We start from the raw sequence: 25,582 nt of genomic DNA, 5'->3' as shown, positions 1-25,582 counted from the left end.
ATCTTTTCTAGTTCAGATTCTATCAAAATTAGAAACCAACTCCAAATTTAGAATATTATTAGTAAACTTAAATGTATACCGTTCAAAATTGTTTTCATAATATAACCTTTTATTTATTAAATCTATTAGTTTTTAATTTTAGAAATTTTTAAGAAAAAACACAATCTTTTCTATTATTTTTGCACAGTATTTAAATATACTTGATTTTTAATTTTATATGAAACCATTATATATATTCTTAATTTTATTTTGTTCTTGTTTTACAAATTATGCACAGAATAATGATAACTTTAATACTGAAATAGATTCAATTATTCTATCAGAAATTTCTAAACTAAAAAAAGACGTTAAAATAGATTCGGTGAGTACTAGTATAGTACAAGACTCTCTAATTGCTTCAAAAAAAGATACTATACCAAATGTTTGGTTAACAGAAAATTGGGACACTTCAGTTATTAATCCCTACAAAAGAGAAGCTATAATTGAACCTTTCAATATAAAATTTTCTGATACTGTTTATAGTTCTCCTATAGAACGAAAAAAAGTAATTACATCACATTATGGTTGGCGAAATGGAAGATCTCATTATGGCATTGATATAGATTTAGTTACTGGAGACAATGTGTTCGCTATACTTGACGGTAAAGTACGTTATGTAGGTTATAATAGAGGTCACGGAAAAGTTATTGTAATACGCCATTTTAACGGGTTAGAAACAGTGTATGCACACTTATCTAAACGATTGGTAAAAGTTAATGATATTGTTTTAAAAGGTGAAATTATAGGTAAAGGTGGTAATTCAGGAAATTCTAGAGGAAGTCATTTACACTTAGAAGTTAATTATAAAGGAAATCATATAAATCCTGAATATTTATTTGATTTTGGTGAAGAAAATATAGTAAGAGCTGAAAATATTTGGGTTACTAAAAATTGGGTAACAGCATACAATCATAGTTCTAAACGAACAAGTAATATTACCGTTTGCAGTACTTATGATGAAGCTTTACAAAGTGAAATAAAACAGAAAGAATTGTATATAGTTAAACGAGGTGATACACTGTCTAGAATTTCTAACAGACACCACGTTTCTATAACTTCAATTTGTAAAACCAATGCTATTAAAAAAACAAGCACGCTTAGAATTGGTCAGAAATTAATTTTAGTTAAATAATACGAGTAATTATTAAGAATATTTCTCTTATTATTTTAGTAAGTGCATTTTAACAATAACGTTAAATTGCCAAAATGCACTACTTTAATTAAATATTGATAAATTCAGCAATAGCTTCTTTTTTAATTTCTGGATTTGCACCTTCGTTACTGGCTACTATAGCTCCAACAGCAGAAGCAAAATTTAATGCTTCTTGAGGTGAATTTCCTCTCAATAATTTATCTGTTAATGAAGCTAAAAAAGAATCCCCTGCTCCTACTGTATCTACAACAACTATTTTATAACCAGGATTGTAATAAAAGGTGTTATTGCAATACAATATTGCTCCATGACGACCTTTTGTAACACAAATAGACTTTGTATTTGTTTGAGTTGCAATAAATTTAATTGTATCTTCTAAAGATTCAGTTTTAAAATGTAAAGCTTCGGCTATTTCAAAAATTTCATCATCGTTAAACTTAATAAAATCGGCTTCATTCATTAAGTAATTCAATACTTCTAAGGTGTAATGAGGTGCTCTTAAATTAATGTCGAAAATTTTATATTTCGCAATTTTTAAAAGTTCATACAAGGTGTTTTTTGAAGCATCGTTTCGTGCTATTAAACTTCCAAAAATAAATGCATCTGATTTTTTAGTAATTTCCTTAGTTTTTTCTGTCAATTGAATATTGTCCCAAGCTCTAGGAAAATTTATTGTATAAGTTGCTGAACCTTTTTTGTTTAATTCAACGGCTACTTCCCCAGTTTTTAATTTCGAATCAATTTGAATATTATCTATCTGAACACCTCTCTTTTTAATAAATTCTTTTATTTCCATTCCGTCGGAATCATCTCCTATTCTAGTAATTATAGAAACATTATTTTCTAAAGATTGCAATCTTAAAGCTACATTTAAAGGTGCACCACCAATTTTTTTATGATTTGGAAATACATCCCATAAAACCTCACCAAAACAAACTAAATTTTTCATAAAACAAATTATTTATCAACTTTATTATTAATAGCGATAACACATTTTTCTACACCATATTTAACAATATTAGTATAAGCTTTTGTGTATGCATTTACAAATATTTTTGAATCTTTTAATTTTCCAAAAATAGATGCTATTTCTAAAAATGCTTCCGGGTTTTCTTTTGCCAATATTGCTTTTTCATTTAATATAGCTTTCATAGCATCTTTAATAAGTAACGGTTTACCATTTTCATTTTTTCCTAAGCTATAAATTGCCCAAGCAGCCACTACAAATGATGCAAATTCAACCGATCCATTTTTTTCTAATTGTTTATGTACCGTTGGTAAAATAAATATTGGGAATTTTGCTGAACTTTCTGAACAAATTCTATCTATTTGATCTTTTATATAAATATTTCCAAAGCGTTGTAATAAAGATTGTTTGTATTCATCTAAATTAACACCTTCTAAACCGGCTAAAGTTGGAGTAACTTCAATATTCATATAATTAGTTAAAAACTTTTTTATTTCATTATTATGAACCGATTCATCTATAGTTGCGTACCCCATTAAATCACCTAAAATACCTAACACAGAATGTCCAGCATTTAACAAACTTAATTTCATTTTTTCAAAAGGTACAACGTCTTCTACAAATTGAGCGCCAACCTTTTCCCAAGCAGGTCTTCCTGCTATAAAATCATCTTCTATAACCCATTGTTTAAACGGTTCGCAAACTACTGGCCAAGCATCTTCAATTCCTGATGTTTCTACTAAATTTGAAATATCTGTTGGAGATGTTGCTGGTGTAATTCTATCTACCATACTATTTGGAAACGATACATTATTTTCTATCCAAGAAACCAATTCAGGTGCTGCTTTTTTAACATAACTTAAAAGCATATTTTTAGCCATATGTCCGTTACCTTGTATATTATCACAAGATTGAATAGTTATTCCTTTTAAACCTCTTTCTTGTCTTAATTTTAATGCTTCGGTTAAATATCCAAAAATGGTTTTTGGTGCTTGTGGATGCTCTAAATCATGTTGAATTAAAGGATTGTCAAAATCAAAGGCTTTTGTTGCTTCATTGTAATTATAACCACCTTCAGTAATAGTTAATGTTATAATTTTAACATCTGGACTCGCCATTTTTTCAATTACTTTTGAAGGATTTTCTGGTGCAAATAAATAGTCAACTATAGAACCAATTACTCTTTTTGTAAAAGAACCATCCAATTCTTTTACAATTAAAGTGTATAAACCATCTTGTTCTTTAAGTGTATTGTAAATTTTTGTATCAAAATCTAACAAGGCTACACCACAAATTCCCCAATCTTTAACAGATTCATCGTGTAATAATTGGTCTGTGTAAAAAGCTTCATGAGCTCTATGAAAACCACCAATACCAACATGTACTATTCCTGTTTTTATGTCACTTCTATTGTATTTAGGACAAGCAATACGATTGGCAATTTTTGCCAAATTATTTTGATTAAGATTAATTATATTTTTCATGATATTATGAGTTTTGAGTTTTTCCACGTTTAAGCGCCCAATATGCAGTAATAAAGTAAGTTAAGGTACAAATAAATGCGTATTGATAAAAGATTTCACGGTTTTTTATATAAATAGCTTCATCTGAACTACCAAATAAAACATTGCAAGCCAAGACTACAGTAATAAGTAAAACAAGTAATGATATACTTCTTAATATTTTTGTAAAAAGTGAAGTGTCTTTTACATGCACAACTTCTTCTTTTGCTTGTTCTTCTTGAAACTTAACAATATCTATATTTCGTAATTTTTCTTTTTCTTCAGCTTCAGGATATTTTCTTTTTGCTCCATATCGTCCAGCTAAAAAAGTATAAACAAGTATGGTAAATATCCAAGTTGGAATAAATAGATAAAAGAATGACATTACATTTAAAGCGTTTAAACCAAAACCAAATATTAGTCCTAAAGCCCAAGACGCAATTGCAGGTGTGCTAAATGTTAATTCAAGGTACTGTGCCCAATATCTGGTATATCCAATTCTAGGGAAAATTTGATGTTCGGCAAATACAATGGCACCTACTGGTACTACTAATAACCCAGCATAAGTTAATAACGGAAGCATTTGAGAAAATACAAAAGGAAAACAAGCAACAATCATAGTTACTAAACCAACTACTATAGTTGTTTTTTTACGTGAATGATTTTTAAATATAGCTTGTGCCGCTAAACCTGCTCTGTAAAGATTTGCAACTGCAGTGGTCCAACCAGCTACAATTACAATAACAAAACCAGACCAACCTAATGCATAATAAGCAACATCACCTGGATCTAGCTCAACAATAGATTTTCCAATAATTACAGCAGCTCCAGCTCCCATAATTCCTGCTGAAATCCAAGCAACATAATGCCCAAACATCATTCCTGTACTTGTAGCTAATCCGTACGATTTCTTTTTAGCAAAGCGTAATAAAGCCATATCTATAAGTCCAAAATGTGTAATCGTATTTGCAGCCCAAGCAAAACCAATAACTTCTGTTAAACCGATACCTGGTTCTCCATTACTATTAACACCAGTCCATATAGATTTGTCTCCTAATGTTATAAAATCGTTCCATCCGCTTGGTATTGTTTTTTCTAATACTTCTAGAGATAATGCTGGTAAAAGAACAAATGCACCACAAGTAAACATTACAAAAAGCCAAGGAGCACAAATTCCAGAAAACTCTGATACTGATTTAAAACCATATATTGCTATTGATACCACAACAGAGCCTACAACTAAAACTATTGCTATAAACCATAAATTTGTTGGATACCAATTGAGTTGTGCAGGAATATTAAATGCAAAACGCACTGCTGTTGCAGATACGGTGATCATAGCTGCGGAAATAACCGTAAAAATTATAACATTTGCCCAATTGTAAAGCTTAGTCATAGAATCTCCTGCTATTTTATTAAGGTAAGTGTATAAACTTAATCGTGTTTCAACTGCAATTGGAGAAGTAATAAGTGTCCAACTTAAAACAGCTAAAATATTACCTATTAATAATCCTAAAATAATATCTTTAGTTGTTGCTCCTAAAGCAACAAAAGTTGCTCCAATAACAAATTCTGTAGCAGCAACATGCTCAGCGGCATACAGACCTGCAAAATGAGTCCAATTATGTAATTTATGTTTTGCAACCGGTAATTGCTCTGCTTCTAAATTGTTAAACTGCTGGTAATTATTGGATGTTTCCATACTAATAGTTTTTATAATTCTTATTTATATTTGGTTTTATTTATAGTGTTTAGAATAGGGTTAAATCAAGTTGAAGAATTGTTTTTTTCTTTTCAGGATTCCACATAGCCATAACTTCTACTGGTATTTTATAGCTACCCAAATTAATGTTTTGACCAAAAGTTGCTCCTACATTAATAAGATTTCCTTTACTTTCGGTATAAAAGGTTTTATCTGTTATAAAAGACCAAGCACCTCCAGCAAAAAGCGTTAATTTATAATCTTCTTTTTCCCAAATTTTACTTTTTATTTCTAAATAATGTGTCCAAGAATCTTTATAAGAACCATCTGCTTTAATTTCATAATCTCCTGATCCTCCACCTAATATTGTAGCTAAATATAATGAAGTATTTTTAGAAACATTCACACCAAAATTTATATCTACAAAATTGTAACCTTGTGTTTTATCATAACTCCAAAAATTTAATTCATCTCCACGTTCTTCAACACCTGTATAATTATTATGTGAAACTGCTTCAATAAAAAAGGCATCTGAAAAACGATAAGCAGTATAAATCGAAACTTCTTTATAATTAGCGCTTACATGTTGTTGTGTATAACTATTAAATACATCTGTACTGCTAAATCCAGCTCCACCCCATAGACCAAATGTAAATTTTGAATTACGAGAATTGTATTCTAAACTGGTTGCAAAAATAGCTCCAGGGTGAACTACAGATCCATGCCAAGTGTGCATGTTTTTTATGTGTGCACTGGCAGTAATAGGCTTATATGTATTTATACTCTTTTCTTGAGCATTTAAATAACTAATATTTTGCATTATTATAAATACAAGTAGAAAATTTTTAAAACTAGTTATCGTAAATTTATTAGAATGCTGCGTTATTGGATTTTTAAATGTTGATAGCATAAATTTTAATTTTTAATTTAATTAATCTAGCTGTAATCTTTTTTATTACAAGTTAACGTCATTATGACGTTTATACTTCAAAAGTAGAAAAAAATATTTTAATAAACCTAATTTTTAGAAAAAAAATGTTCTATATTAGCGTTATAGTGAACTATTTTGATATACTAAAACGTTTTATTAACTTTGCGGCAGGTTTAGTGAAATATAGCGTTATAATGACGTTTAACACCTTTTAATCGATTTGTTTTTTTATGAAAAAAACTATTTTTAATATTGCAAAAAATAATAACAGCATAAATTATTATTTAAAATTTATATAAATATGACATCTAAAATAATTCCTAATGTATCTGTAGATTGTGTAATTTTTGGTTATGATGCTAAAACTAAATCGTTAAATGTATTATTAATTCAACGGCAATTAAAAGATTCAGCAACGAATAAATTATTAGTAGACGATTTTGTACTTACAGGTTATCATGTTTATGAAAATGAAAAGCTTGATGAAACAGCAACAAGGATTTTAAAAGAATTAACAGGATTAGATAATCTTTATAAAAAACAGTTTAAATCTTTTGGAAACCCAAATAGGTTATTAAATGAAAAGGATATTATTTGGGCTAAAAGTGAAAATTTTAATTTAAGAACAATAACAGTAGCATATTATTTTTTACTTCAAACTAATGAAGTGAATTTGAAAGATAATAAGTACAACGCCCAATGGTTTCCAATAAAAAATCTTCCAAAATTAGGTTTTGATCACTTAGAAATTATCAATCAAGCGTATGAAGATTTAAAATCGAAAGCAACATATAAACCTATAGTTTTTGAATTATTACCTGATAAATTTACAATTAATGAATTACAAGATTTATATCAATGTATACTTGAAATAGAAATTGATAACCGTAATTTTAGAAGAAAGTTAATTAATAAAAAATATATTATTCCTTTAGACGAAAAACAAGTTGGGGTTACTAATAAACCTGCTAGATTGTATATGTTTAGTAAAGATATTTATGAAAAAATGTTTAAGAAAAACAATTTAATTAATATTTAATTTATGGAAAAAAACACATTTATATTTGATATGGATGGCGTTATAATCGATTCTGAACCACTCTGGAGACAGGCTCAAATAGAAACACTTCTAAAATACAATATTACTATTTCTATAAGCGATTGTATTAAATATACAATGGGAAAAAGAATTGAAGAAGTTGCTTTAATTTGGTGTCGATTACATAAATTAACTATAAATCCAAAAATACTTGAAACCTCGATTATTAATTTAGTTATAAATTTAATACAAACTAAAGGTGAAGCTAAAAAAGGCTTGTATACACTTTTAGATTTTCTAGCAGCAAACAATTATAATATTGCATTAGCAACTTCCTCTAGCCTACCCGTAATTAATGCTGTTTTTAACCGACTTTCAATTGCTAAATACTTTAAAGTTGTTTGTAGTGCAGATAATGAAGTATATGGAAAACCACATCCTGCAATTTACATTAATACCGCTAAAAAGCTAGGCGTAAATATTGCTAATTGCTTTGTTTTAGAAGATAGTATAACTGGTTTAATTGCTGCTAAAGCAGCATCAATGCATACTTTTGTAATTCCTGAAAATAATTTAGATCCAAGGTTTTCTTTAGCAGATCATCTATTTTCATCTATGCTAGAAGTCCAAAATTATTTAGAGAATTACTAATAATAGTTTAATACTTTTTTTATTGCAATGGTTTATTTACTAATTTGTAAATAAACCATTGTAAATAAGTTAACTATGTCTGATTAAAAGCTTACTATTAGTAGTTATTCAATATGTTATTTTAAATAATTTCTAATTCCATAACTCGCTAAAACACCTTCTCCTGTAGCTGCGGCAACTTGCGCAATGGCACCTTCTCTACAATCTCCAGCGGCAAATATTCCATCAACCGATGTTTGTGCTAATGCTGTCGTTTTAATAAAACCTCTTTCATCAAGATTTATAACAGCTTTAAAAGATTTTGTATTAGGAATTAATCCTATAAAGATGAATACACCATCTGCTTCTATAACAGCTTCTTCATTACTAATATTATCCTTTATTTTTAAACCATTAAATAATCCTTTTTCATTTGAAAGAAATTCCAATGAAGTTTTATTCATATATGTAGAAATATTTTTGATAGATTTCAATTTTTCAACATAGGTTTCTGATGCTGTAAATTCATCTGAACGATGCACAATTTTTACACTTTTACAAAAACCAGCTAAAAAGATACCTTCTTCCAGCGCTGAATTTCCACCTCCTACAACAATAATATCTTTATCTCTGTAAAAAGCACCATCGCAAGTAGCGCAAAAATGAATTCCAGAACCTATCAACGCTTCTTCATTTGGTATATTTAACTTTCTATAGGTTGAACCTGTTGCTAAAACCACTGTTTTTCCTAAATATGTTGTGCTCTTTGTTTGTATAGAAAATAAATTATTTTGTTTTTCTATGGAAACAACTTCTTCGCCAGTTTTAATTACCGCTCCATAAGTTGTTGCTTGTTCTTCCATCTTCTCCATTAATTTTGGACCAGAAATGGACTGAAACCCCGGGTAGTTTTCTATTTTTTCAGTTAAAAAGGCGTTCCCTCCTATGGTTGATTTTTCAAGTATTAAACTATCAAAACGATCTCTTTGTGCATAAATAGATGTTGTTAATCCTGCGGCTCCTCCACCAATAATAATAGTGTCGAAAATTTTATGCTCTTTTTCTATATTTATTGAAAGTAGCTCCGTTAACTTAACATTATCTGGGTTTGTATAAGGTTTATCGTCAATTAATATTGTTGGAATAATTCTTTTTCCATTATTAATTGCTTCAACTTTGGCGGTTGCCCAATCGTATGTGTCAACATCAATAAAATCAAAATTAATACCATTATCTCGTAAAAAACTTTTTGCTCTTCTACAATCTGGACACCAATCTGCACCAAATAATTGTACGTTTCCAACTTCATTAAAACCTAAAACAGCAGCTAATTCGGTATTATCAGGATTTGTGTACGATTTATCTTTAATAATAACGGTTGGTATAATACGTTTTCCATTATTAATAGCTTCAACTTTTGCTGTTGCTTCTTTATCTAAATCTACGTCTACAAAGGTAAAATCTACATTGTTTTCTTTTAAATATGCTTTAGCTCTTCTGCAATCTGGACACCAATCGGCTCCATACAATAAAATATCATTCATAAGTTTGGTTGTTTAAAAATAGATTTTAAATCACGGTGATTTTAATCTCTATTTTATTCAATTTTATTTTTAGACGTTAAAACTTATAAGTACTTACGTACAAGTGATTTGTTCTGTATACACATTTATAAATTACGGTACTTGAACTAAAGTGCTTATTACTTTAGAATGAAAATTATTATATTTGATACTTATACACTAATTATGAGTTTTTATCAGCAAATTGCCCCTTATTATCATCATATTTTTAAAGTTAATATCAATCAAATTGATTTTGTTAAGTCCAAAATACCTGAAAATGATGCTACTATTATAGATGTAGGATGCGGAATTGGAACACTCTCTTTTGAACTGATTGCGTATTACAAACATGTTCTTGGAATTGATATGGATGCTGAAATGATACAAACGGCCTTAAAAGCAAAGGAAACTGTATTAAAACCGGTTGAATTTCAACAATTGAGTATGCTTCAATTAAATACGTTGAACACTAAAAATTCTATAGATGGTGTTGTTTGTTTTGGAAATACTTTGGTTCATTTGAATTCATTAAATGAAGTCGCTGATTTTTTACAACAAGCAAAAGCAGTACTTAAATCAAATGGAAAATTGTTGCTGCAAATAGTTAATTATGATAGAATTATTTCAAAAAACATTAAGCATTTACCACTCATAGAAAATGATGAGATTATTTTTGAACGAAATTATTCCTATCAAGAATTAGAAAATAAAATTGATTTTAATACCCAACTAACTGTTAAAGCAACCCAACAAATAATAGAAAACAGTATTCAATTATTACCCTTATTAAAAAAGGACCTTACTCTTTTATTAAATAAAGCTGGTTTTGATAATTGCAACTATTATGGAAATTTTAAGCAGGAACCATATACTATTAACAGCCCTGCTTTAATTATAGAAGCTTGGTAAACCTTTGCAGTTTAAAAGCCTTAAATAGCATCTTAATTTATTGGAATGGATAATAATGGAATATTTAATCCAGAAGCCATAACTCTAGTTTTGCTTTTGTGTATAATAGATTCCCAAAAACCATAATGTTTTGGCATCATTACAAATAAATCGGAATTAGATTTTTTAATCTCGTTTTCTAAAGCTTCAATTACGGTATTTGATTGTACATTTTTATACAAAAGAGTTACATCTTCTAAACCTTTATCAATAGTATCATTTTTTATATCTTTTAATTCGTTAAGTTTTTGTTCAACATAAAAAACGGTAACTTCAGATTTTAGCTTAACTGCTAATTGACGTAATTTAGCTAAGGTTTTTAAAGGAATATCTTCTAATAAATCACAGGCAAAAAGTATGTTTTTTATTCCATTAAATTTAGCATTAATTGGTACTGCTAATACCGGAAATCGTTTCATACTAATTAAAGTAGTTGTAGGGTTTCCTAGTAAATTTTGTTCCATAGATTTTGTTGACATTCCAATAACTAAATAGCGACAATTATTAGATGTCATTAAAGAATCAACTTCTTCATCTAAACTAGAATAACTACATTTATACGTTACATCAATATCAAATTTTTTATTTAAATCTAAAGCTAAATTTTTTAATTTATTAGTGTTTTCTTTCATTAAATCATCAAATAACCTATCGGTTACTCTTGAGTTTGAAGCATGTAACGGTAGTTTAAAAGCATTAAATACAATTAAATTTGTATTGAATTGCTTGGCTAAAGAAGCCGCATATAAAACTGCATTATTAGATGTTTTCGAAAAATTTGTTGCTGCTAAAATACTCATTTTTTAAGGTTGATTTGAATTTACTCAAATTTAAGAAAATTTCACTAAAATCACTATTTAAACAATGCTAATTATACTTTAAAATAAAGGGTTTGAGGCATGTTTTTAATAGATGCTTAATTTATTTTTTACAAAATTTTATAAGCTATTTACTCACAATAATTTAGGCTTCAATTTGCAAATTGTAGAGCGAAATAGTTTTTATTGTATTTATAAATTTAGAACCTATTTATTAAACAAATTGTATTAGTTCCAGTTTAAGTTGTTTCTTTCTTTCCAATATGCTTGATTGGATTGGTCTATTGATTTTAATAGCGCTAATTCTTCATTTTCAAACTTAAAATTATAAGCTTTTAAGTTTTGTAAGAGTTGTTCTTTACTAGATGCGCCACTAAGTAAGTACGTTGGTGCTAAATTGTCTATTACAAATCTTAGAGCAATTGCATCTACTCCTACTTGATATTTTGTAGCTAATGCTTCTAAAACACGATAAAACTTCTGATAATGATTGAATTTTTCATTTTTAAAGATACGTCCGTTTGCCAAAGCTTCTTTAATAATAACGGTTTTATTAAGTTGCAATAAATGCTTTAAAACGGAATGTGTAGATTGTTCTAAAATATTGTAGGTAACCTGAAAACTATCAAACAAATCTATATTATCAATCTTTATGTTTAATGCTTCTTTAATAATTTCACTTTGATTTGTTCCGCTTGTAGTAATACCAATTTGAAGTCCCGTTTGTTTTTTTATTTCAAAAAGTTGATTTAAAACTGCGGTATTTTCTAAAATTTTACTTTCAAAAGTCGCTGAATGTACTTGGTATATTTTTAAATTTGGTAATAGTTTTTTTGAAATTTGCCATTGTTCTAAAAGTTTATTTAAAGAATGCTCTTTAACCTCATGAGTACCACTAAAACCTAACTCCCAATTTGCTACATATGTATATCCCCATTTTGTGCTTAAGGTAATATCTTTATACTTATGTTCTGAATTCCAATCTGTTAAAAACTGTTCGCCTTTACCATAAGAAGGTGCAGTGTCGAAATATCGAATACCTTGTTTATATGCAAAATTTAGCATGTTAAAAGCATTTTCTGTAAAAACTTCTTCTGTTTTATCTGGAGTTTTTCCATTTCTTATATTAATATATTCAGGTCTTCCTAAGGCTGCTAATCCCAAACCAATTTTTGTAATAGACATTGTTTTAATAGTTTTTAAGATGAATATAATATAAAGATCTAATTAATTCATTTAAAATGGAACTAAATACCAATTAATAATAAATTATCGTTTTGTTTTTCTAAAATAGAAATGAAACTTCTCCTTAATATTCCATTTACAGGTAGTATATTTGCCTTAATTTATTATAAACCGAACAAAATGCCTTTTAAAAAATTACATCCTGAAATTCAAGAGAAGTTAACAGATTTAAAAATAGAAACACCTACTTCATTTCAGCGTAAAAGTATTCCAGTAATAAAAAGCGGTTCCAATGTTTATTGCACTGCAGCAAAAGGTAGTGGAAAAACTACAACACTTATATTAACAACTCTACAAAAATTAAAATATAAAGCTGTTGGAACACTTCCAAGAGCAATAGTTGTTGTTGAAACTAAGGAAAAAGCGTTAGAATTATACGAAGCTTTTTTAGCTTATACAAGACATAGTTCGTTGAGAGTATATGTTGGTCACGAACATATTTATTTAGATTTACAAAAATCTGAAATATTTGAAGGTGTAGATATTCTTATTTCCACACCAGATACAATGAATAAATTATTCCTATCAAACGGTGTAGGAACCTCTCAATTATTGATTTTTAATATTGACGACGCTGAGTTTTTAGCTAAAAATTCTGCATACAATGCATTAATGTCTATTACGCAAAGCATTCATAAATGCCAATATGTATTATATTCAGAAAAGAAATCTGCAGTACTTAAACGTTTTGAATCTTATTTTATGGAATATGCAAAAACAATAGCTGTTTAGAGGTTTTATAGATACTAGTTTTAAAACTATAAACTATAAGCATTAATTCGTTTAAAAATTAATGCTTATAAAATTTACAATAACCTGTTAAAATGGTTTTTTCCTATAATTTATTTTAGTCTCATTAAAAGAGTTGTCTAAACCGTTATTAATGGCTTCTTTTAATTGGTAAAAACTTTGTTTAATTTTTGTTAATGGAGACGCAATATTCATTCTCATAAACTGAGTATGATTCGATTCAAACCAATCTCCTGGTGCTAAACCTAATTTTGCTTGTTGCATAATTAAATGTTTTAAAGCAATGTCAGATAGATTTAGTTTACTAAAGTTTAACCAAATCTGATAAGTTCCTTCTGGTTTATACATAGTTACATCTGGTAATTCTTTTTCAACAAAATCAAGTATCCAATTTACGGTATTTTCAAGGTACTCTAATAAATTTTCTAACCACTCCTCTCCTTTTGTATATGCTGCAATGGTTGCATTTGCAGAAAGTATACTACCGTGGTCTAAATATAAAGATGCTACAGATTTTTCAACTTGTTTATGAAGCTTCGGATTTTGTATGTATAAATAGCCGTTAGAGATGCTTTGCATACCAAATGTTTTTGCTGGAGATCCAATAACAGCAATATGATTTTCACTATTGTTTAAGGATACAATACTATTAAAGTTGCCTTTTGAATATACAATTTCTGAATGAATTTCGTCACTAATAATAGTTACATCGTATTCATTGGCTATATCTACCAAGGTTTGCAGTTCTTCTCTATCCCATACTCTACCCACTGGATTATGAGGGTTACACAGTAAAATTACTTTAATATTTAAGGTTTCAATTTGATTTTTTATAGCATCAAAATCCATTTGATAATGATCTTCAACCACTTTTAAATTGTTGTTAAGTACTTTTCTTTCAGCGGTTTCTATAATCTTAAAAAATTGATGATATACAGGTGTTTGTACCATAATATGATCCCCTTTTTCTGAAAGTTCTCTAATTAAAACGCCTATTCCTGTAAGTACACCAAGAACTTGAATAAAAGATTCTGGATTTAATTTTAATTGATGACGTTTAAAATTCCAATCTGAAATGGCTTTAAAAACATCTTTTGTTTTAAATTCATAGGAATAAATATTTCTAGAGACCAATTCTTGTAAAGCTTCCTGTATGGGTTTAGCTACTTCAAAATCCATATCTGCAATCCATAATGGAATTACATCTGTAGTTCCAAACATTGGTTTTAAAAAGTCTGGATTATTCTTAATAAAGTTGTTTTTAACAGTATGTGTTTTATCAAATTGATTCATGTTACTTTAATTTAATTTCTCTAAAAATAAAGAAATTAAATTTCAAATATTTGATTTTTAAGATAATTATTTTTCTAATTTCAGTGCTTTAACATCTGTAATTAATTGCGCCATTAAAGCTCTGTTTAAACCGTTATAAATTCCTCTAATATGTTTGTTTTTATCTATTAATAAAAAGTTTTCTGAATGTAAAAAATCATCTATATTTTTAGGTTCTCCTAAATCATTTTCAACAAAATATTGATTCCTGCCAAGGTTGTAAATAGCTGTTTATTAACTATCAACACCATAAGAGTATCTGCACTTTTTTTAATTAGTTGAGCGTTCTAAATTTATTTCATCCATAATTTCTGCAAATAATTTATACGAATGTATTTTATCTGTAATACCATAAATATTTGTTACAGCAATTAACTCATCTACCTTTGTTTGTGCTATAAACTCTTTTACTTGAGTTTTAACCGTGGCTTTACTTCCAACAAAAGTATATTTAAGCATTTGATGTATTTGTGGATGTTGTAATATTTCTTCAAACTCTGGAGTCATTGCCGTTGGAGGTTGTACAAAATCACGTTTACCAGTAAATATACCAACAATCATACGTATAAAAGAAGTATATAAACGTTCCGCTTCTTCATCAGTATCGGCAACAATACTATTTACACCTGCCATTATATATGGTTTTTTTAATACAGATGAGGGTTGAAATTCTTTGCGATAAATTTCTAATGCATCCCATAACTGATTGGTTGCAAAATGACTAGCAAAAGCGTATGGTAAGCCTTTTTTTGCTGCTAAATGAGCGCTATCTGTACTCGATCCTAAAATGTAAATAGGTACATCTACACCTTCGGCAACAGTTGCGCGTACTTTAGAACTTGCATTTTCTGTAGAAAAGTACTGTTGTATTTTTTCTAATTCATTAGGAAAAGAGTGTGCTGCTTCCATAAAATCTGAGCGAATGGCTAATGCCGTTTCTCTATCAGTTCCTGGAGCTCTTCCTAAACCTAAATCAATTCTATTTGGGTATAAAGATGCTAAGGTTCCAAATTGTTCTGCAACAATTAATGGAGAATGATTCGGCAACATAACACCTCCAGAACCAACACGAAGTGTCTTTGTTCCTTCAGCAACATAACCTATTAATATCGAGGTTGCACTGCTTCCAATAGTAGCAGCATTATGGTGTTCTGCCAACCAATAACGTGTATAGCCAAATGTTTCAGCCTGCTGTGCTAGTTTAAGGGTGTTGTTATATGTTTGCTTTAGTGTGTGTGCTTTGGATACCAAAGCGAGGTCTAAAATAGAATAAGAAATTTTTTGCATTTTTATAAAAATAAAATCTGGGTAAAATTAGTACTTACATACCTTAAAAGCAATTAATATAAAAGTGGTTTTAAAGATTCCACAATTACACCTGTAACTATAATTTTTTAACTATTTTATATTGAAAATTAATTCTATCAACTATTAATCAAATTTTACGTATAGTTATTAATTACGAATGCTTAATTTTGCGCAAAAGTATAATTCTTACCTATTAAATATAATGATGCTTCTTTCTAATTACTTAAAACAGCAACCTTGGTTTATTTCATTTAGAACAGCCTTTTTAAGAAACCCAAATAGATTATTGTCTATTAAAGCAACTTTTGTTATTGGAGTTCTCGTTGTTTTAATGGTAAGTTTAAAATTACCTTTTTATGCTGTTACATTAGGTTTAGGTGCGCTTGCCGGTGCACTTTCTGAAACAGATGACCATCCTAACGGACGCTTAAAATCTATGGCATTAAAAATTGTTAGTTTTGCCATCTCCAGTTTTTCGGTAGAATTATTGCAGCCATACCCTATTTTATTAGGAATTGGATTGGCATTATCTACGGTGGTATTTATTTTAATTGGAGGTATTAGTGAGCGTTTTAGAGGTGTTACATTTGGAGGTTTATTAGTTGGTATTTATACAATGATTGGAACTCAAATTAGTCCTAATTGGTATATTCAGCCTATTTTATTAACATCAGGAGCCTTTATTTATGGTGTTTTTTCATATATAACATTGCGTATAAAACCTTATAGTTTATTAGAAGAACAACTTGCTAGAGGTTTTTCTGCACTTTCGTTATACTTAAATGAAAAATCGAAACTTTTTCCGAGTGATAAACAAAACGAAAAAGAAATTAGAACTAAACTAGCGCTTTTAAATGTACAAACTGTTGAAGCTTTAGATAGATGTAAAGAGGTTTTAAATAGTTATGGAGAATCTCTAAAAGACAAAAAGCCTTTACAACCCTATTTACATTATTTTATGGCCTTGCAAAGTTTGCACGAACGTGCTGCATCTAGCCATGAACGTTATGATTTATTAAGCTCGAACCCTTTAAACAACGATTTAATGGGTGGTATTCGTCAGTTTTTACATGAGCTTTCACATGCAACACAAAGTTTTGCTGAATGTTTACTTACAGGTACTACTTACAAGCATCCATCTGCTTTAGATTGGTTGACAAAAACAATTCGTAATTCAATAAAATATAGTGATGATAATCCTTCCCTTCCACTAAAATTATTAATTCAAAATTTAACCCAATCTCATAAAACTTTAAAAAACATTCATAAAAATTACGATACGGATTTATTGCCTAAATTAGAACAAGATAGCAGTTCTTATTTAGAAAGATTAAAAGCACAACTTAATTTTAACCATCCAAGAATGCGTTATGCTATACGATTAAGTGTTTCTTTTTTAATCGGTTACGCAATTTATAAGTATTTTCATATAGAAAAAGGTGAATGGGTTGTTTTAACCGTTTTATTTGTATTACAACCTAGTTATAGTGAAACCAGAAAACGCTTGTTTCAAAGGATTTTAGGTACTTTTATGGGAGTAGTTTCTGGGGTTTTAATTGTACAATTATTTTCATTTTCAGGACAAATAGTGTTGATGCTCTCATCGGCCTATTTATTTTTCTTTTGGATGAAACGCAAATACTCAATCAGTATTATTTTTATTACAATTTTTGTATTGTGTGCTTTTAATATTATTGCTAATAAAGGTGTAGATGTTATGGCTCCTCGTTTAATAGATACGCTAATTGGGGCTTTTGTAACGTTTATAGTGGTACGCTTTTTATGGCCAGATTGGCAATATAAAAAATTACCGAAATTACTAAGCCAAGTTGTTGTAAAAAATACAGCTTATTTAAAGGCTATTTTAAACGAATATAAAGCGCCTGTAAACGATGATTTAACTTATAGAATTGCAAGAAGAGAAGCACATAGAGCAGACAATGCATTGGTTATGGCTTGGCAAAATATGCAGTTAGATCCTCAAAAGCATCAAAAACTTAAAAAAACAGCTTTTAGATTAACCTATTTAAACCATGCATTACTTTCTTATTTGTCTGCTTTAGGAGCACATAGAAATCAACAGGCAAATCAAGTTTTAAATATGTTAGAATTTGAAAATCTTATTTTAAATGCTTTAGATGAGGCTTATGATTGGTTAACTACTGAAGATAAAGGTGAAATAAAAACAATTAAGGATAGTTTAGAAGAAATAAGTATACAATTACATACTAAAAAAGAAGCGTCTTTAAACATTCAATATACCTTATTGTACAATATTACAGAGGTAACCATACAAATTTTAGAACAAGCTAAGTTATTTAAGAATACAGAAAACGCGTAATTTAGTTAAAAATTACGCGCTTTTTTATGTAGCTGTTTTAAATTTATTCTACATCAATAATACCAACTACTTCATAAGCTCTAGTACCATTGTATTGTACTTTTTCATATAAAATGTTTGCGTATTCGTAATACGTTAAACCATCAATAACTACTTTTTCATAATCATCTGGTAATTCGTAAACAATAGTTCCAATTTCAGGCTCTACAACTTCGTATTGATTATTAATTTGTATATAAAATATACCTTGAGCATTGTAATAATTACGGTTATTATATTTTATTAATTTATAATTTGTAGGTAAAATATTAACTCTAAATCCAATTTTTGGAGCTATAGAAATATAACGACCTGCAGATTGTGTGTAATATTTATTATTAGCGTAATAATAATTTTGACCTCTGTAATCAACCACAGTTTTATTTGGTATATTTCTAACAGAAACTACTTTCTTTTGTGGTTTTTTATAAGTTACTTTAGTACTAGGTATTTTTTTAGTTGGAGTAGTTTTTTTAACTGTTGTTTTTGTTACAGTTTTACTTGTTGTACTACTTCTACGAGATTGTGCAGATACTTGAGTTGAAATTGCTACTATAAATATTGCTGACAATACATATGTTTTGATAAATGTTTTCATAATTTTTAATTTTTTTAGATTAAACTTCTATTATTGTTATAATACTAAGACTTGCTTTTGTATTAATAGTTTAAAGATATCTTTATAATTAATAACTAAAAAAGTAAATAGAAGATTACTTAAAATACATCTATAGAACGTTAAATTGTATAGATATTATGTGTTTTTGAAATTAATTTTAAATAAAAAAGGGCATACATTTAACATGTATGCCCTTACTTACTTTAAGTAAAGTTTTTATTTAAGTAAACTAAGTAAACCTGTTAATTCTGTTAGGTTTAAACTTGAATTACTATCTGTGTCTAATACTCCAAAATTTTCAGCTACAGATCCAATTGCTTCTGTTGTACTAATAGCTTCATCTTTATTAGAATCTAATAAAGTAAAAAGCGTAGAAATTTGTTGTACAGTAGAATTTGAACTTAATGAGCTTAATAATGTAGCTGCACTAGCAACATTAGATGTATTTACATTTTTAACACTATCACAACTAAACATTGCAGTAGCTAAGGCTAATGATAAAACAATTCTTTTCATATAATAAATTTATTTTTAATGAAATGCAAAGTTACAGCTTTGATAGTACAATAAAAATAGAATAGACAAACTAAACCTATTTACCTTTAAATCAGATAATTTTATAGACGAATTCAGCTTTAATCAATAATACTATTTAAAAGTAACAGATATTTTAACAAGTAGTATTGGTTAGTTTTCTAAAACTACAAATTGATCTAATGCTTCCATAGCTTCACAACCATATACTACAGAAGGTCCGCCACCCATTAAAATAGCAACTCCAATAGTTTCCATTATTTCTTCTGTACTAGCACCTGCATTTATGGCATCGTGTACGTGACATACAATACAGCCTTCACATCTAATAGTAATTGCAATACCTAAAGCTATAAGTTCTTTTGTTTTAGCAGAAAGTGCTCCATCTTCACAACTAGCAGTATGCATTTTGCTAAAACTTTCCATAATGTTAGGGATTTTTGCGCCCATTTCTCCCATTAAATTAGAGAGATCGTTGTACCGTTTTGAATAATCTTTAGTCATAATCTTAAATATTTAAAATGTTAACTTAAATTTGGGTTGCTTTAAAACCAAATCTCTAAAACTACCCATTTCTCTAATTTAGCAAACATTTTAATATTTTAAACTGATCTATATCAGCTTATTAGGTTTTATTTGTTTAAAACCTATTAATTCATACTATTTTGACTAATTATCTAATGAATTATTTGAAATAAACTCTAAAAATTTAGATTTGTATTGTTCCGAAACTGTTATACGTTGTTTGTTAATAATAATTTGACTACGTTCTATTTCTTTAATATTTTTTAAAGAAACAATAAACGATCTATGTACGCGCATAAATTGTGTTTCTGGGAGTTCTTGCTGTAAAGATTTTAAACTCATAAGTGTTAAAATTGGTTTCGGATTGTCTTTCAACCAAATTTTAATATAATCTTTTAAACTTTCAAAATACAATACATCCGATAGTTTAATGCGTAGTTGTTTGTATTCAGACTTTACAAAAAGAAATTCTTTTTCTGGAGATACTATTTTTTGCTGTTTGCCTTTTATCAAAGAAAACCATTTATTAGCTTTATTAGCAGCGGCTAAAAATTCAGCATAATCAAAGGGTTTTAATAAATAATCTAAAGCTTCAACTTTTATACCTTCTAAAGCGTATTGATCAAATGCAGTGGTAAAAATAACTCGGGTATTTTCGGGTAACATTTTAGAAAATTCAATTCCTGTTAAATCGGGCATTTGAATATCTAAAAAAAGTAGATCTACAGGTTCAGATTTTATAAACTCCATAGCTTCAATAGCACTATTACATTTTTGTTTTAGTGTTAAAAAAGGTGTTTTTTCTACATAGCTTTCTACTAAATTAAGTGCCATAGGTTCATCATCAACAATAACACACGTAATTTTTAAGTTACTCATAAATTTAATTTATTTTTAAATTTAAAGGTACTAAAATTACACTACTTATAAATACTTTTATGCAGTAACTATTCCATTTTAACAACACTATAACAAAATGTAATGAAACAGAAGGTTTTAAATATAATGAATACTAAATTTTATAAAATTAGTTAGTACTGTTTTATATGTTTTACACTTTAATTAGCGCTTATAAATTCTAAGGTGGTTCTATCTATAATATCTACAGTAGCAATTGCATCCATAAACACATTATAATCTACATTTAAAGAGTTAGATTTTGGTAAATTATCGGGTGTTTTAGAGAGTGCATACAGTGCAATAATATATTTATGCGTACCTTTTCCTCTTGAACAAGGCGAAGTGTATGAAACTGCCGTACCATCTTTATTAGCTCCCATAAACCAACTACCTTTTGAAGCCATTTTATATGGTATTTCAGTTATTTTAGGATCTATATTCCACAATAATAAATACGAATTAATTTCGGTTTTATCATCTTTTTTTGGGTAATGGTACATTACAATAGCTAAAGATTTAGTGCCATTAGGTACATTTTGCCAAGAAAGTGGAATTGAATTTTCAACATCATTTACCTTCTCTTCACATTTATAGGCATCTTTTAAAACGCCATTTTCTATTGCTATACTAGATATTTTAAAGTTTGGATGAATTCTTTTAAAATCATCATGATTAATTTTAGTAAGTGTTATATTTTTTTTAGCTGGTTTTTTATTAGTACAAGAAATAAAACAAATAAGCAGCAATGGAAATAAATATTTTATATTTTTAAATGTATTCATATTTTATAATTTTTAACCATTAAAACGTGTACATAAATTTAGAGAGTTATAATGTATCGATGCTTAGATGTACTAAAAAAAGATTATTTTCAACAGATGTTTTAAAGCTGTATTTACCAGCATATAAAAGTTTTAAACGTTTTTCTAAATTCTGCAATCCAATACCCGAACCACTTTTATCGTTTATTTTTTTAGGAAAATTATTATTAACCACGTTAAATACAACGGTAGTACCCTCTATTGCTAAATCTATGTTAATTTCACTTTCCTTACTTGCAGAAACCCCATGTTTAAAGGCATTTTCTATTAAAGAGATAAACAATAGCGGTGCAATTTTTATTCCAGATTCTTTTGAAGGGAAATTATAATTAACAACTGTTTTATCTGAAACCCTTAATTTCATTAAGTCAATATATTTTTTCATAAAATCTATTTCTTTAGATAATGAAATTAATTCTATATTGGTTTCATATAACATATAACGCATTAACTTACTTAAGCTATGAATAGACTTTTTTGCTTGATCTGGTGAAATATCTACCAAAGAGTAAATATTATTTAATGAGTTAAAAAAGAAATGCGGTTGTAATTGATAATGTAAATGTTGTAATTCTGATTGTAACTTTATATTATCTGCTTCTTTGCGTTTAGCCTCTGTTTCAGCCCATCGTTTTGTGGTTTTAATAGCCACGGAAAATAATAAAGGAGCCATATAAGACAACATTTGAATATAAATAGTCATTTTAAAAGGTGGACCACCTCCTTCTCCACTATTTCTTTTTTTAATAAAATCAACAAATAAATGGTCTTCAATTTGTTCTTTTAATAGAATAAACAAGGCTATCATAGCCATATTGATAAGAACAAAAATTAAGGTTTTTTTAGCAAACAAAAAACGATCTACCAATAGCATATAATTAACGTAAAAAATAATAGCATAAAACAATATTGGAATCCAAAAATGTGCTATTACTCTGTTAATATCTTGCTCTTGTCCATAAGATAATATGTATGGCAGACAAAACAATACAATCCATACTATAAGATGCGAGAAAAGTGTTATTATTTTATTTTTATGCATGCTGTTTAATTTTATAACGTATTTTACAATTTTAGACAGTACGGTGTACATAGGTACTGCTTTTAAACACCTTTCAAAAGTAAAAATTTTTACCATTCCTGTACTACATAATAGATAATTTACACTATTATTTATACGAACTATGGTATTTTATCGATTGTAATTTATATAAAAGTATTAAATACATACACTACTCTTATATTGCTGTTAATGCATTGTGTATTAAATGGGTTTACTCCCCTTTTTCTCTTAAAATTTTCCATTTTTAAAAAATAAATACCGCTATTTACCGAAGGATGCTCGAACAAAACCCGAACAAAACCCCTTAAAATAACTGTTTTTGTGTCATTGCCGGTCAGTAGCTATCATAAAAAGTCTAAAGTAGTCTAAAAACAGCACTTTGTTTTATAAGCATTCAAAAACTTTCAATTTATTTCAATACGTGTCGGTATGTGTCAGGGGTTTGTTTACTAAGTGTTTAGCGTTTAGATTTGAAATCTATTAATTAAAAAAATATATAATTATGGCAACATTCGAAAAAGGAATTTTAGGCGGATTTTCTGGTAAAGTAGGTAACGTAGTAGGTTCTCGCTGGCGTGGAAAAAATATAATGCGAAGTTTACCACAACGCGGTAACTATACGCCATCTGCAAAACAAGAAGAACAACGCGAAAAATTTAAAACCGTTATTAGTTTTTTAAGTCCAATTATAGAGGTATTAAGCAGCTATTTTGGAAATCCACAAGGCGATAAATCTCGTGCTAATTTAGCTACTTCTTATCATTTAAAAAATGCAGTATTAAGCACACCCCTTGGCATGGTAATGGATTATGCTAAGGTATTAATAAGTAAAGGTGATTTACGCGGTTTAGATGCTGGTACACTTACGGCAGGCGCTAGACAAGCACTTGTTTTTGGGTGGCAAGATAATAGCGGTCAAGGTAAAGCTACTGCAACAGACCAACTTATGGTAGTGGCATATGCCCCCGATCTTAATTTATTTTACACCAATTTAGCAGTTGCTACAAGAGATGCCACAACAGCAACAGTAACTTTACCCGATTATATGGCTGGATTAGAAGTTGAGGTTTGGGCATCTTTTAGTAAACCAGATACCAATTTTGCAGCTATAAGCACCTATTTAGGTAGTGTTACGGTAATATAAACCTTGTACCTTAAAGGCTTTTTAAAGGCGCATATATGTATTTTATGAACTATAGAATACGTATATGCGCTTTGTTATATTGTATACAACATTACTGCACAGCAATAATTGAAGCTACAAGAGACAAGTAGCATAAACTACTTTTATTTTACATTTTTTAAAGCTCGGTGCATTAACATTTTGTTTAATAAGTGCTTTGGGTACATAGGGATATGACCTAATTTAAAATTTGGAATATGTTGTTGTTTTCGTAATCTATAAATAGTACTGCGGCTTACGTTTAAATGTGCCATGGCCTCTTCTGTGGTTAACCATACTTCATTTTCTAATAAATGGGCATCAAATTCTAAATGTGGGTGTTGATTTTCTGGGGTTTGTTTATTTTTTTCTTTTTTCATAATAACTTATTTTGTTAGTTAATAGTTACAACTCTGAAATAGAGTTGTTTATAAACGAATATAGTTATTTTTTTTTAATTATAAAATCTTGTTAAAAATGCCTTTTAATTATTGTTAAATAATTTAATGTATAAAAGCTGTTTATAAGTAAGCCTAGTTTTGGTATTTTTTTAGTATAAAAAATATGGTAATTTATAAAGAAAACATAAGCTAAAACCGGTGTATAGATAATTAATAAAAAATATAAAAACTACGTTTATCCCGTGTTTTTTTAGGGTAAAACAGTTATATTTGTTATTATATAACGAGTTGGCAGCAACCAGATGAAAAAATAAATGGAAAAGATTAAGAATAAATTTGAAATCATTTTAGGGTTTGTAACTCTCGTCATTTCTTTAAGTGCTTTTAAAGAGGAATTATCCCAAATAAATATTGATTTAGGTTTTAAGACAATTACATTTGCTGACTATTTTCTTTATAGTGTAATAGGTTTTTCAATCAGTCTTTATTTATACATTTTAGAAATTGTTGTACGAGATACTAAAATCGGAAAATGGAAAATATTCGATTATACCCTGAAAATTGCTTATTCGTTATTTGCGTTGATTATATTTTCACCTCTAATAATTGTCTTATCTTTTATTCTATTTCAAATAAATCTAATACTAAAGGAGAACGAAAAATTCGCCAATATTATAATAACTGTAATGAATATTTTGATTTCAGGTTTGACTATATTCTACTCTGTTTTAGTAGCTAAAAAATATCGTCTTGAAAGTAAATTGAAATTTCAAGAACAAGCTGAAGAAAATGAGATTAAAGGTCTTGACAGTGCAAATAAACTATTCAGAGATGGATATTATTCACATTCAATATTAGAATCATATAAGATTTTAGAAACTCATTTGTATAAAATGATTAGAGCTAGAGATATTAGAGTTTCTAAATTTAGATTTAATGATTTAATTAGTATTTCTCTAAAAGAAAATATCATTTCAAAAGATGATTTAATAAAAATTGAAAATCTTCGAAAAATGAGAAATATTTCGGCTCATACTGATCAGGATCACACTAAACAACAAGCTGAAAATTCTTTAGAGTTTGTTAAAGGATTACTAAAACGATAAAAAAGGCAGCAGCCAACAACTTATATAATTTATGCTTAAATTTGAACTAATACAAACGACAAACATTCAACAAACGATTTGCTACAACCGAAAAATCTCCGATTTTCCAGTCGCACAAATCATATAAAAAACCGTTGTGCAT

24 protein-coding genes are annotated in these 25,582 nt (G+C 28.3%); 8 read left to right on the top strand and 16 right to left on the bottom strand.

All coding sequences use genetic code 11. The annotated features are described in order from the left end of the window. Positions 1 to 217 precede the first annotated feature (217 nt). A complete protein-coding gene (locus MHL31_RS03225; RefSeq protein ID WP_240227644.1) occupies positions 218 to 1,171 on the top strand; it encodes a M23 family metallopeptidase in 954 nt (317 codons plus the stop codon). A gap of 88 nt (positions 1,172 to 1,259) precedes the next feature. On the opposite strand, the gene MHL31_RS03220 is transcribed toward MHL31_RS03225, so the two are convergent. The 4 genes from MHL31_RS03220 to MHL31_RS03205 are packed head-to-tail and all read right to left on the bottom strand — an operon-like array spanning position 1,260 to position 6,183. Continuing rightward, on the bottom strand, positions 1,260 to 2,141 hold the full coding sequence (locus tag MHL31_RS03220) for a carbohydrate kinase (RefSeq protein WP_240227643.1): 882 nt from the start codon (positions 2,139 to 2,141) through the stop codon (positions 1,260 to 1,262). Between the two features lie 8 nt (positions 2,142 to 2,149). Continuing rightward, positions 2,150 to 3,643 carry a mannitol dehydrogenase family protein gene (locus MHL31_RS03215; protein WP_240227642.1) on the bottom strand — a complete coding sequence of 498 codons (1,494 nt, stop codon included), beginning with the start codon at positions 3,641 to 3,643 and terminating at the stop codon, positions 2,150 to 2,152. Positions 3,644 to 3,647: 4 nt separating this feature from the next. Then, the gene (locus tag MHL31_RS03210; protein WP_240227641.1) at positions 3,648 to 5,363 is read right to left on the bottom strand and encodes a cytosine permease; all 1,716 of its coding nucleotides are present in this window, start codon (positions 5,361 to 5,363) and stop codon (positions 3,648 to 3,650) included. Between the two features lie 49 nt (positions 5,364 to 5,412). Then, on the bottom strand, positions 5,413 to 6,183 hold the full coding sequence (locus MHL31_RS03205) for a hypothetical protein (protein ID WP_240227640.1): 771 nt from the start codon (positions 6,181 to 6,183) through the stop codon (positions 5,413 to 5,415). 412 nt (positions 6,184 to 6,595) lie between these two features. Here MHL31_RS03205 and MHL31_RS03200 point away from each other — a divergent pair, with 412 nt between their 5' ends. Beyond that, positions 6,596 to 7,333: an NUDIX domain-containing protein gene (locus MHL31_RS03200; protein WP_240227639.1), complete on the top strand. Its 738-nt coding sequence runs from the start codon at positions 6,596 to 6,598 to the stop codon at positions 7,331 to 7,333. A 3-nt stretch (positions 7,334 to 7,336) separates the two neighbouring features. Continuing rightward, complete coding sequence (gene hxpB, locus MHL31_RS03195) at positions 7,337 to 7,984, top strand: hexitol phosphatase HxpB (protein WP_240227638.1); 648 nt, start codon at positions 7,337 to 7,339, stop codon at positions 7,982 to 7,984. Between the two features lie 116 nt (positions 7,985 to 8,100). On the opposite strand, the gene MHL31_RS03190 is transcribed toward hxpB, so the two are convergent. Beyond that, positions 8,101 to 9,507, bottom strand: a complete 1,407-nt coding sequence (locus MHL31_RS03190) for an FAD-dependent oxidoreductase (protein WP_240227637.1) — start codon at positions 9,505 to 9,507, stop codon at positions 8,101 to 8,103. Positions 9,508 to 9,675: 168 nt separating this feature from the next. On the opposite strand from MHL31_RS03190, the gene MHL31_RS03185 reads away from it, so the two are divergent. Further along, positions 9,676 to 10,437, top strand: a complete 762-nt coding sequence (locus tag MHL31_RS03185) for a bifunctional 2-polyprenyl-6-hydroxyphenol methylase/3-demethylubiquinol 3-O-methyltransferase UbiG (RefSeq protein ID WP_240227636.1) — start codon at positions 9,676 to 9,678, stop codon at positions 10,435 to 10,437. Positions 10,438 to 10,469: 32 nt separating this feature from the next. On the opposite strand, the gene MHL31_RS03180 is transcribed toward MHL31_RS03185, so the two are convergent. Further along, the gene (locus tag MHL31_RS03180; RefSeq protein WP_240227635.1) at positions 10,470 to 11,276 is read right to left on the bottom strand and encodes a universal stress protein; all 807 of its coding nucleotides are present in this window, start codon (positions 11,274 to 11,276) and stop codon (positions 10,470 to 10,472) included. A gap of 246 nt (positions 11,277 to 11,522) precedes the next feature. Then, entirely contained in the window at positions 11,523 to 12,479 is a 957-nt protein-coding gene (locus tag MHL31_RS03175; protein WP_240227634.1) for an aldo/keto reductase, read from the bottom strand. 111 nt (positions 12,480 to 12,590) lie between these two features. Between MHL31_RS03175 and MHL31_RS03170 the strand changes: the two genes are divergently transcribed. Continuing rightward, entirely contained in the window at positions 12,591 to 13,271 is a 681-nt protein-coding gene (locus tag MHL31_RS03170) for a DEAD/DEAH box helicase (protein WP_240227633.1), read from the top strand. 87 nt (positions 13,272 to 13,358) lie between these two features. Here the strand turns inward: MHL31_RS03170 and MHL31_RS03165 are convergent, their stop codons facing one another. Together MHL31_RS03165 and MHL31_RS03155 are read right to left on the bottom strand one after the other, a co-directional pair. After that, complete coding sequence (locus MHL31_RS03165) at positions 13,359 to 14,582, bottom strand: MalY/PatB family protein (RefSeq protein WP_240227632.1); 1,224 nt, start codon at positions 14,580 to 14,582, stop codon at positions 13,359 to 13,361. A gap of 309 nt (positions 14,583 to 14,891) precedes the next feature. Continuing rightward, positions 14,892 to 15,908: an LLM class flavin-dependent oxidoreductase gene (locus tag MHL31_RS03155; RefSeq protein ID WP_371824133.1), complete on the bottom strand. Its 1,017-nt coding sequence runs from the start codon at positions 15,906 to 15,908 to the stop codon at positions 14,892 to 14,894. A 223-nt stretch (positions 15,909 to 16,131) separates the two neighbouring features. Between MHL31_RS03155 and yccS the strand changes: the two genes are divergently transcribed. Then, complete coding sequence (gene yccS / locus MHL31_RS03150) at positions 16,132 to 18,270, top strand: YccS family putative transporter (RefSeq protein ID WP_240227631.1); 2,139 nt, start codon at positions 16,132 to 16,134, stop codon at positions 18,268 to 18,270. 43 nt (positions 18,271 to 18,313) lie between these two features. On the opposite strand, the gene MHL31_RS03145 is transcribed toward yccS, so the two are convergent. The 6 genes from MHL31_RS03145 to MHL31_RS03120 form a co-directional block, all read right to left on the bottom strand. Next, positions 18,314 to 18,907: a DUF6515 family protein gene (locus MHL31_RS03145; protein ID WP_240227630.1), complete on the bottom strand. Its 594-nt coding sequence runs from the start codon at positions 18,905 to 18,907 to the stop codon at positions 18,314 to 18,316. 237 nt (positions 18,908 to 19,144) lie between these two features. Then, positions 19,145 to 19,444: a hypothetical protein gene (locus MHL31_RS03140; RefSeq protein WP_240227629.1), complete on the bottom strand. Its 300-nt coding sequence runs from the start codon at positions 19,442 to 19,444 to the stop codon at positions 19,145 to 19,147. Positions 19,445 to 19,615: 171 nt separating this feature from the next. Next, positions 19,616 to 19,966, bottom strand: a complete 351-nt coding sequence (locus tag MHL31_RS03135; protein ID WP_240227628.1) for a carboxymuconolactone decarboxylase family protein — start codon at positions 19,964 to 19,966, stop codon at positions 19,616 to 19,618. Positions 19,967 to 20,131: 165 nt separating this feature from the next. Next, complete coding sequence (locus MHL31_RS03130; protein WP_240227627.1) at positions 20,132 to 20,866, bottom strand: LytTR family DNA-binding domain-containing protein; 735 nt, start codon at positions 20,864 to 20,866, stop codon at positions 20,132 to 20,134. A 179-nt stretch (positions 20,867 to 21,045) separates the two neighbouring features. Further along, positions 21,046 to 21,669, bottom strand: coding sequence for a YbhB/YbcL family Raf kinase inhibitor-like protein (locus tag MHL31_RS03125; protein ID WP_240227626.1), 624 nt, complete (start codon positions 21,667 to 21,669; stop codon positions 21,046 to 21,048). 46 nt (positions 21,670 to 21,715) lie between these two features. Continuing rightward, entirely contained in the window at positions 21,716 to 22,750 is a 1,035-nt protein-coding gene (locus tag MHL31_RS03120) for a sensor histidine kinase (protein ID WP_240227625.1), read from the bottom strand. A gap of 523 nt (positions 22,751 to 23,273) precedes the next feature. Between MHL31_RS03120 and MHL31_RS03115 the strand changes: the two genes are divergently transcribed. Next, positions 23,274 to 23,915: a DUF6266 family protein gene (locus MHL31_RS03115; RefSeq protein WP_240227624.1), complete on the top strand. Its 642-nt coding sequence runs from the start codon at positions 23,274 to 23,276 to the stop codon at positions 23,913 to 23,915. A 143-nt stretch (positions 23,916 to 24,058) separates the two neighbouring features. On the opposite strand, the gene MHL31_RS03110 is transcribed toward MHL31_RS03115, so the two are convergent. After that, on the bottom strand, positions 24,059 to 24,313 hold the full coding sequence (locus tag MHL31_RS03110) for a helix-turn-helix domain-containing protein (protein WP_240227623.1): 255 nt from the start codon (positions 24,311 to 24,313) through the stop codon (positions 24,059 to 24,061). A gap of 335 nt (positions 24,314 to 24,648) precedes the next feature. On the opposite strand from MHL31_RS03110, the gene MHL31_RS03105 reads away from it, so the two are divergent. Next, positions 24,649 to 25,440, top strand: coding sequence for a HEPN domain-containing protein (locus tag MHL31_RS03105; protein ID WP_240227622.1), 792 nt, complete (start codon positions 24,649 to 24,651; stop codon positions 25,438 to 25,440). Positions 25,441 to 25,582 lie beyond the last annotated feature (142 nt).

The sequence above is a fragment of the Lutibacter sp. A80 genome (genome assembly GCF_022429645.1).
Lineage (GTDB): Bacteria > Bacteroidota > Bacteroidia > Flavobacteriales > Flavobacteriaceae > Lutibacter.
This window is presented reverse-complemented; position numbering and strand designations above follow the sequence as displayed.

Coding starts and splice junctions, on each gene's coding strand:
- MHL31_RS03205 (WP_240227640.1), bottom strand. CDS start 6,183: ATGCAAAATATTAGTTATTTAAATGCTCAAGAAAAGAGTATAAATACA.
- MHL31_RS03170 (WP_240227633.1), top strand. CDS start 12,591: ATGAAACTTCTCCTTAATATTCCATTTACAGGTAGTATATTTGCCTTA.
- MHL31_RS03130 (WP_240227627.1), bottom strand. CDS start 20,866: ATGAGTAACTTAAAAATTACGTGTGTTATTGTTGATGATGAACCTATG.
- MHL31_RS03180 (WP_240227635.1), bottom strand. CDS start 11,276: ATGAGTATTTTAGCAGCAACAAATTTTTCGAAAACATCTAATAATGCA.
- MHL31_RS03215 (WP_240227642.1), bottom strand. CDS start 3,643: ATGAAAAATATAATTAATCTTAATCAAAATAATTTGGCAAAAATTGCC.
- MHL31_RS03135 (WP_240227628.1), bottom strand. CDS start 19,966: ATGACTAAAGATTATTCAAAACGGTACAACGATCTCTCTAATTTAATG.
- MHL31_RS03210 (WP_240227641.1), bottom strand. CDS start 5,363: ATGGAAACATCCAATAATTACCAGCAGTTTAACAATTTAGAAGCAGAG.
- MHL31_RS03140 (WP_240227629.1), bottom strand. CDS start 19,444: ATGAAAAGAATTGTTTTATCATTAGCCTTAGCTACTGCAATGTTTAGT.
- MHL31_RS03225 (WP_240227644.1), top strand. CDS start 218: ATGAAACCATTATATATATTCTTAATTTTATTTTGTTCTTGTTTTACA.
- MHL31_RS03105 (WP_240227622.1), top strand. CDS start 24,649: ATGGAAAAGATTAAGAATAAATTTGAAATCATTTTAGGGTTTGTAACT.
- MHL31_RS03220 (WP_240227643.1), bottom strand. CDS start 2,141: ATGAAAAATTTAGTTTGTTTTGGTGAGGTTTTATGGGATGTATTTCCA.
- MHL31_RS03200 (WP_240227639.1), top strand. CDS start 6,596: ATGACATCTAAAATAATTCCTAATGTATCTGTAGATTGTGTAATTTTT.
- MHL31_RS03190 (WP_240227637.1), bottom strand. CDS start 9,507: ATGAATGATATTTTATTGTATGGAGCCGATTGGTGTCCAGATTGCAGA.
- MHL31_RS03145 (WP_240227630.1), bottom strand. CDS start 18,907: ATGAAAACATTTATCAAAACATATGTATTGTCAGCAATATTTATAGTA.
- MHL31_RS03185 (WP_240227636.1), top strand. CDS start 9,676: ATGAAAATTATTATATTTGATACTTATACACTAATTATGAGTTTTTAT.
- MHL31_RS03120 (WP_240227625.1), bottom strand. CDS start 22,750: ATGCATAAAAATAAAATAATAACACTTTTCTCGCATCTTATAGTATGG.
- MHL31_RS03115 (WP_240227624.1), top strand. CDS start 23,274: ATGGCAACATTCGAAAAAGGAATTTTAGGCGGATTTTCTGGTAAAGTA.
- MHL31_RS03125 (WP_240227626.1), bottom strand. CDS start 21,669: ATGAATACATTTAAAAATATAAAATATTTATTTCCATTGCTGCTTATT.
- MHL31_RS03155 (WP_371824133.1), bottom strand. CDS start 15,908: ATGCAAAAAATTTCTTATTCTATTTTAGACCTCGCTTTGGTATCCAAA.
- MHL31_RS03165 (WP_240227632.1), bottom strand. CDS start 14,582: ATGAATCAATTTGATAAAACACATACTGTTAAAAACAACTTTATTAAG.
- yccS (WP_240227631.1), top strand. CDS start 16,132: ATGATGCTTCTTTCTAATTACTTAAAACAGCAACCTTGGTTTATTTCA.
- MHL31_RS03110 (WP_240227623.1), bottom strand. CDS start 24,313: ATGAAAAAAGAAAAAAATAAACAAACCCCAGAAAATCAACACCCACAT.
- MHL31_RS03175 (WP_240227634.1), bottom strand. CDS start 12,479: ATGTCTATTACAAAAATTGGTTTGGGATTAGCAGCCTTAGGAAGACCT.
- hxpB (WP_240227638.1), top strand. CDS start 7,337: ATGGAAAAAAACACATTTATATTTGATATGGATGGCGTTATAATCGAT.